Here is a 7,920-nt window from a genome sequence, read left to right on the forward strand (position 1 = left end):
GTGGTGTCGTCCGCCGGGGCGGGCGCCGCGGGCCCGGCGGTCCCGAAGAGCGCGGCGGCGGCGGTGCGGTCGAGCTTGCCGTTGGCCGTCAGCGGAAGCCGGTCGACGAACCGGAAGCTGCTCGGGACCAGGTAGGGCGGCAGGGTCCGGGCCAGGGCCCGGCGCAGGGTCCCCACCGACGGGGCGGGCACGCCGTCCCCCTCGATGCAGACGGCCGCGAGCACCTGTTCCTGCGAGGTGTGGTCGGTGACCGGCAGCACCCGGGCCTCCAGCACCCCGGGCAGCGCGGTCAGGGCGGCCTCGATCTCCTCGGGTTCGATCCGCAGGCCGCGCAGCTTGAACTGGCCGTCGATCCGGCCGAGGTAGCGGAGTTCGCCGTCCGGGCCGAGCTGCCCCAGGTCACCGGTCCGGTACAGGCGCGGTGACGGGTCGTCGGCGAACGGCGAGGCGATGAACCGCTCCGCGGTGAGCTCCGGCCGCCCGTGGTAGCCGAGCGCGACGCCCGCACCGCCGATGACGATCTCCCCCGGGGTTCCGTCGGGGACCTCGGCCAGCCGCTCGTCGACCAGGTGGATCCGGGTGTCGGAGATCGGCCGGCCGATCGGCACGGTGGCCTCGTCCCAGTCCCGGCGGCACGCCCAGTGGGTGACGTCGATGGCCGCCTCGGTGGGCCCGTAGAGGTTGTGCAACTCGGCTCCGCCGGGCATCACGTCGAAGAACTGGCGCATGGTCGGGACGGGCAGCGCCTCCCCGCTGGCGAAGACGTACCGCAGCGAGTCGCAGTCGGCGGCGGTGCGCTCGCGCAGGAACAGGCCGAGCACGGACGGGACGAAGTGGGCCACGGTCACCCGCTCGTCGCGCAGCAGCCGGGCGAGGTAGCCGGGGTCGACGTGGCCGCCGGGACGGGCGACCACGATCGAGGCGCCGGCCAGCAGCGGCCAGAAGAACTCCCAGGCCGACACGTCGAAGCCGTACGGCGTCTTCTGGGCGACCCGGTCCCCGGCGTCCAGCGGGAAGCGGTCCTGCATCCAGCGGACCCGGTTGACGAAGCCCCGGTGGGTGTTGCGGCAGCCCTTGGGACGGCCGGTGGTGCCGGAGGTGTAGATCATGTACACCGGGTCGTCCGGGCCGACCCCCGGCTGCGGGGCCGTGGCCGGCCGGGCCGCCAGCCGGGCCCGGTCCTCGTCCCGGTCCTGGCAGAGCACCAGGGCGCCGGTCGCGGCCGGGACGGCGGCGCGGGCCGCGTCGGCGACCACCACCCGGGCGCCGCTGTCCTCGAGGAGGTAGCGCACCCGCTCCGGCGGGTTGGCCGGGTCGACCGGCACGTACACGGCACCGGCCCGCACGATGCCGACCAGGGCGACCACCAGGTCGTCGGAGCGGTCCATGTGCACGGCGACGTGGTCGCCCGGGCGAACGCCCATGGCGGCCAGCTGGTGGGCCAGTTGCGCGGTCCGGCGGTCCAGCTCGCGGTAGTCGACGGTGCGCCCGTCCCACCGCACGGCCGTCCGGTCGGCGTACCGCTCCAGCGCCCGGTCGATCAGCTCCGTCATGGTCGGCGAGGTGTCGGCCGGGGCCGGCGCCGAATCCGGGACCAGGGCCGCGGCCGGGCGGGGTGGCACGGCCAGCGCCGGGCCGTCGGGGGCGGCCGCACCGTCGAGGAAGGAGCGGACCCGCTGCGCGTAGCGCTCGAACATCGCCGCCAGCCGGTCCGCGGGCAGGCAGCCCTCGGCGGCGTCCCACTGGCCGACCAGGTCGTCGCCGACCAGCAGCGGCACGTGGTCGAGGGCGACCTGCGCGGTCTGCGACTGGCTGGCCCGCAGCCGGACACCGCGCGGGTGCAGCGCGGGGTCGATCGCGGGGACCCGGGTGAAGACCACCGGCAGCCGCAGCCCGCCGCCCGACCGGAACACCCGCCCGCGCAACTCGGCCAGCCCCGGCTGGAGTTCACCGCGTTCCAGGTCGGCCCGGGTCCGGGCCCACAGTTCCCGGGCACGCTCGGCGAAGTCCTGCGGCAGGGTGTCGTCCACCACCACCCAGGCGAGCTGGGTGAAGTCGGCGACCATCTGCGCGGCGCCCGCGAGGCCCGCCGGCCGGTCCCAGGACACCACCGTCACGGTGAACGGGTCCGGCCCGAACTCGCGGCGCAGCTCGTCGGTGTAGGCGGTGAGCAGCACCAGGTCGGCCGGGACCCCGATGGCGGCGGCACGCTCACCGAGCCGCCGCCAGGAGCCCAGGTCGGCGCGGTGGTGAAGGCGCCGGGCCTGCGGCTCCGGGTCGGGGAGCGCCGGTCCGTTCGGTAGGGCGGCGAACTTCTCGCGCCAGGCGAGGCGGGCCGCCCGGGCCTCCTCGTCGCGGGCGCGTACGGGCCGGTCCGCCAGGTACGGCCGGGGGTCGGCGGGGGTGTCCAGCATCCGCCGGTCGCCGTCGTGCAGCGCGAAGAGCTGGCCGAACAGCAGGGCGAAGCTGCGGGCGTCGGCGAGCAGCGCGTCCAGGACGACGTGCAGCACGGTGGTGCCGTCCGGCAGCAGGCTGGCCTCCAGCGCGTACATCGGGCGGCCGCCGAGCGGGAAGGTGCCCTCGCCCAGCCGGGCCGAGACCGCGGCCAGCTCCCGTTCGACCGCGGCCGTCCCGTCGGGGCCGGCGGGCAGCGCCGTCAGGTCGTGGCGGGCGATCCGGTACCGCGGGACCTCGGCCGCGACCTCCAGCGTGCCGTCCGGGTGGACGGCGGCCCGCAGCATCGGATGGTGGGCCACCAGGTCGTTCCAGGCCGCCTCCAGGGCGTCCACGTCGTGGTGCTCCAGCAGGAACTCCTGCTGGACGCGGCTCTCGGCGGCGCCGCCGAGGCCGCCCAGCCGCCCGACCAGGTACGCCGACTGGATCTCGGTCAGCGGGAGCCGCGACGGGCCCGCGGCCGCCGGGACGGTCGCGGTCGGTCGGGCCTCGGTGTCCCACACCGCGGGCCCCCGGTCGGCGACGCGCGCCAGGCTGTCGAGCAGGCGCCCGAAGGCGGCCCGCACCAGGGCCTCGTCCAGCGCCTGCGGCAGGAAGTCCCAGGACACCTGGAGCGCTCCGGCGTGCTCCTGGACGCACATCTCCAGCTGGACGCCGGGGGTGCGGGTGGCGGACGCGTCGGCGTCCACCAGCGCGGCCCAGTTGCCGGGGTCCTCGGCCCGCTGGTCGGCGATGCTGCCGAGCAGGCTGGTGAAGACCACCGGGACGGCGGCCGCCCGGCGGCCCGGCGAGGTCCTGGCCCGCTCGCGCAGCGCCCGCACCCCGCTGACGTCGGTGTGTTCCAGGTCGCGCCAGAGCTGCCCGCGGACCTCGGCCACCAGTTCGCCGAGCGTGCCGGTGGGCCGGGGGGCGACGAACACCGAGGTGGACAGGAACGGCCCCACCAGGCGCGCCACATCGGGGTGGAGCGGACGGCGGTTGTAGGTGGTCAGGACCATCGGCAGCGCGCCCGCCCCGGGCGCGGACAGCGCGGCGGCGGTCAGCGCGAGCAGCATCGCGGACGGCGTCGCCCTGGCCTCCAGCGCCGCCTCCTTGGCCCGCTCCCACTGCGCACGCTCCAGCCGGAGGGCGAGCCGCCGGTGCGGGCCGTCACCGGTGCCGCCGGCGGGCGCGTCCGGGGCGGCCGGGCGGGCGAGCGGCAGCGGCCGGTCGAAGTCGGCGGTCGCGAGCTTGTCGCGCCAGTAGCCGAGCGAGGTCCCGGACGGCCGGGTCGCGGCGGTGGCCAGCGCGTAGTCACGGAAGCCGACGGCCGGCCGGACGGGCCGCTCGCCGAAGGTGTACCGGGCGTACCAGTCCTGGAGCAGCAGGGAGACGCTCGGGCCGTCGGCGATCAGCTCGTCGACGGTGAGCATCACCCTGGTCCGGTCGCCCGGCAGCTGCGCCACCCCGACCGCGAACAGCGGCCAGTGGTGGGGATCGACGGCGGCCGCGGCCTGCGCGCGCAACTCCCCCAGCGCCTCCCGCAGTTCCGCCGGGCCGGCCGCGGTGAGGTCGCGGACGACCGGCCGGTACGCCGGGACGTGCTCGCGGACCACCTGGCGGGCGTCCGGCAGCAGGTGCGCGCGCAGCATGTCGGTGTCGGCGACGAGCCGGTTCCAGTCGGCGGCGAGCCGGTCGGCGTCGAGCCGGTCCGTCTCGAACTCGAGGTGGATCTGGGTCCCGGCGCCGTCGGCGCCGGCCGTGCTGCGCCCGACGTAGAAGGACTCCTGGACCTCGGTCAGGGGGAACGGCCGGTGCCGGTCGGCGGGGCTGGTCTGGATGGTCATGGCGTGACGCCAACTCCCTCTGTTTCAGGCCCGGTCGTGGGCGTGGTCGGTGGTCAGCCGGGCGGCGAGTGCGGTGAGGGTCGACTCGCTGAGCAGCTGGAGGGGCAGGGTCGCCCCGAACTGCTCGGTGATCTCGAAGCGGAGGTTCATCAGGTTGATCGAGTCGATGCCGTGCTCGAGCAGGGTGCGGTCGGGCGCCGGGGAGCCGGCGGTGTCCGGCAGGAAGCCCCGGACGAGGCGGGTGAGCCGTTCGGCCACCGGGTCCGGCGCCGGGTCGGCCGGGAGTGCGGGGCCGGCCGGGACGGGGGTCAGGTCGGCGGTGTCCGCGTCCGACGGGCCCTCGCCGGGCTGGTCGGTGAGCCACAGTCGGCGCCGCAGGAAGACCGAGGGCGGCAACGCGACGCGCCCGGCGGCCGGTTCGTCCGCCGCACCGGCACCGACGTCGAGTCCGGACAGCCACAGCTCGCCCAGCTGGTGCAGGCGCGCGTTGCGCCACAGCTCGGACAGGAATGCGGTGGTCTCCGGCAGTGAGCCGAGCTCCCGGTGGCCGCCGCCCTCGCGGACGTCCGCGGACCGGACCGTCGTGCCGCTCGCGCCGCCGGCCTCCGGCCGGGCGAACCGGGCCAGCGCCGCGGCCAGTTCGGCGGTGTCGGCGGCCACCACCGCGAGGCGGTGGTCCATGGCCGCCCGGCCGGTGCGCAGCGAGTGCGCCACGGCCCGCAGATCGGTGGAGCCCTCGGGGCTGCGCAGCCACCGGGCGAGCCGGTCGGCGGTGGCCGCGAGGTGGTCCCGGGTGGGAGCGGAGAGCAGCACCAGTTCCGGGCCGGCCGCCGTGGTGGTCGCGGGGGCGGTCTCCGCGGGCCGCCCGTACCGCTCGGGCAGGAACTCCTCGACGATCACGTGGGCGTTGACCCCGCCGGCGCCGAACGAGCTGATCCCGGCGCGCCGCGGCAGCGGGCTGCCGTCGGGACCGGTGACCGGCTGCCAGCGGTCGGCGGTGTGCTGGAGCACGAAGCGGGTGTCCGCCAGCCGCAGGCCCGGGTTGACCGGGTCCGCGTGCAGGGTGGGCGCCAGCGTCCGGTGGCGCAGTTGCAGCACCACCTTGGTGAGCGCGGCGATGCCCGCCGCCGACTCGCCGTGCCCGACGGCGGACTTGACCGAGCCGAGCGAGCAGGGGGCCGCGCCGTCCCCGGCCCGGCCGTAGGTGTCCTGAAGGCCCGCGAGCTCGACCGGGTCGCCGAGTTCGGTGCCGGTGCCGTGCGCCTCGATCACGTTGACGGTGGCCGGGTCCACCCCGGAGTCGCGCAGCGCGGCGCGTACCACCCTGGCCTGGGAGCGCGGGCTGGGGGCCGTGAACCCGTTGGTCCGGCCGCCGTGGGCCACCGCGCTGCCCCGCACCACGGCGTGGACGGTGTCGCCGTCGGTGAGCGCCCGGGCGAGCGGCTTCAGCACGACGGCGCCGCCGCCCTCGCCGGGGCCGAAGCCGGACCCGCCGGCGCCGAAGCTGCGGCACCGGCCGTCCTCGGCGAGGAACCCGGACTGCCGCAGCATCCGGAACCGGGACGGGTGGACGTACAGGTTCACCCCGCCGACCAGTGCGGCCGCGCATTCGCCGCGCCGCATGGCGTCGAGTGCCAGGTGCAGCGCCACCAGGGAGGAGGAGCACGCGGTGTCGACGGGCTGGCTGGGGCCGCGCAGGTCCAGCAGGTACGACAGCCGGTTGGGCAGGCTCCAGTAGTGCCCCGACGGCATGTCCCGGTGCCCGGCGGCCCAGCGCTCGGCGCCCAGCAGCCGGTAGTCGCTGGAGGTGATGCCGGCGAACACGCCCACACTGCGGCGTTCGCCGTCGGCCGCGACCAGGGTGTCGAGACGGGGACCGGTGTACCCGGCGTCCTCCATCGCCTCCCAGGCGACCTCCAGGAACAGCCGCTCCTGCGGGTCCAGCAGGGTGCCGTCGTGGCCGGACAGGCCGAAGAACGCCGGGTCGAACGCGTCGATCCCGTCCAGGAAGTGGCCCCGGGCGCGGACCCCGCCGGCGTCCGGCCAGCGGTCGGTCGGCAGCTCGGAGACGGTGTCCTTGCCGTTCAGCAGGTTCTGCCAGAAGGCGTCCAGGTCGGGGGCGTGCGGGTAGCGGCCGCTGATCCCGATCACGGCGAACCGGTCATCGGCCGGTGCCACGGTCGGCACCGCGGTCGCCACCACGGCCGGCACGAGGCCCGGCACGGGGGCAGCCGGGGCGGCCGCCGTCGGCCGGGGCTCCCGGTCGGCCAGCAGGCCGACCAGCTCGTCCAGGTCCCGCAGGCCGAAGAGCATCTCCGGGCCGACCGGTGCCACCTCGGCGCTGAGCCGCGAGGCGACGGTACGGATCATCACGGAGTCCAGGCCCAGCGACTCCAGCGAGGTACCGCCGCCGACGGCACCCACCGGCCGGCCGATGGCATCGGCCACCGTCCGGTGCACCAGGTCGGCGAGCACGCCCCGCCGGGCACCGTCGGCCGCCGGAACGGGCCGCTCCGAACCGGCCGTGGCACCGGCGGCCGGCCACTGCCCGGCGCGGTCCTGCGGGGTCGGGTCCTGCGGGGTCGGGTCCGGCTCGGTCAGCTGCGGCTCGGTCAGCTGCTGTTCGGCCAGGTGGCGGTGCCAGCGGGCGGCGTCGCCGTGGAAAAGCGAGACCACGGCCGGGCCGTCCGAGGCCAGCAGGCGGTCCAGCGCGGCGAGGGCGGTGGCGGCGGGCAGCGGGGCCATGCCGGTCTGCTGCCGCACCACCTCCAGGACCGGTGCCGGGATCGTCATCCCGGGGACGTCCCACAGCGGCCACTGGACGGACAGGGTCCGCCCGGACCGCTCCCCGCGGGCCACCCGGCCGGCCCGCCGGGTGGCGAAGCCGTCCAGGAAGGCGTTGGCGAAGGCGTAGTCGCTCTGCCCGAGGTTGCCGGTGACTGCGGCGACCGAGGAAAACAGCACGAACGCGTCCAGCGGCAGCGACGCGGTCGCCTCGTCGAGCGCGGCCGCGCCGAGGATCTTGGGGGCGAGCACCTCCGCCACGTCCTGCGGCGTCTTGCGCAGCAGGTAACCGTCGCGCACCACGCCCGCGGCGTGGAAGACGCCGTGCAGGGCGCCCTCGGTCCGCAGCACGTCCTTGACCAGGGCGGCCGCCGCCCCCGGCGCGCCGAGGTCGGCCGCTGCGTAGCGCAGCCGCCCGTGTCCGGCCACGGTCCGGCGGACCGGTGCCGGGAGGTCCGCCCAGGCCGTACGCCCGCACAGCACCACCCGGGTGCCGGGACGGTCCGTCAGGTGCCGGGCCAGGGCCGACCCGATCCCGCCGGCCCCGCCGCTGACCAGGTACACCCCGTCCGGCCGGGCGGTGGGGACGGCGCCCGGCAGCTGCCACGGTGCGAGCACCCGCCGGGTGCGCGCCGCGGTCCGCAGGTCGGCCAGGTGCCCGTGCCCGGGCGCCGGGGCGGCCGCCTCCGCGAGCAGCCGCCGGACGTCGGGGGCGCCGTGCGCAGGGACCAGCACGGCACGTCCGGCGAGCCGGGGGTTCTCCTGACGCAGGGTCTGGACGAGCGCACCGGCGGCGTCGGCGCGGGTGGGGTCCGCGGTGACGACCAGCAGGGTGAGCTGCTGGGTCCGCAGGACG

2 protein-coding genes are annotated in these 7,920 nt (G+C 76.8%); both read right to left on the bottom strand.

What is annotated here, in order from left to right; all coding sequences use genetic code 11:
* On the bottom strand, positions 1-4,280 hold a 4,280-nt coding region (locus AA75_RS14425; protein WP_149038132.1), incomplete at its 3' end, for an amino acid adenylation domain-containing protein.
* Between the two features lie 24 nt (positions 4,281-4,304).
* Positions 4,305-7,920, bottom strand: a 3,616-nt coding sequence (locus AA75_RS14430) for an SDR family NAD(P)-dependent oxidoreductase (RefSeq protein ID WP_149038133.1), incomplete at its 5' end; no start/stop codon positions are given.

The organism is Kitasatospora sp. MBT63, from assembly GCF_000710465.2.
Classification (GTDB): Bacteria; Actinomycetota; Actinomycetes; order Streptomycetales; family Streptomycetaceae; genus Kitasatospora.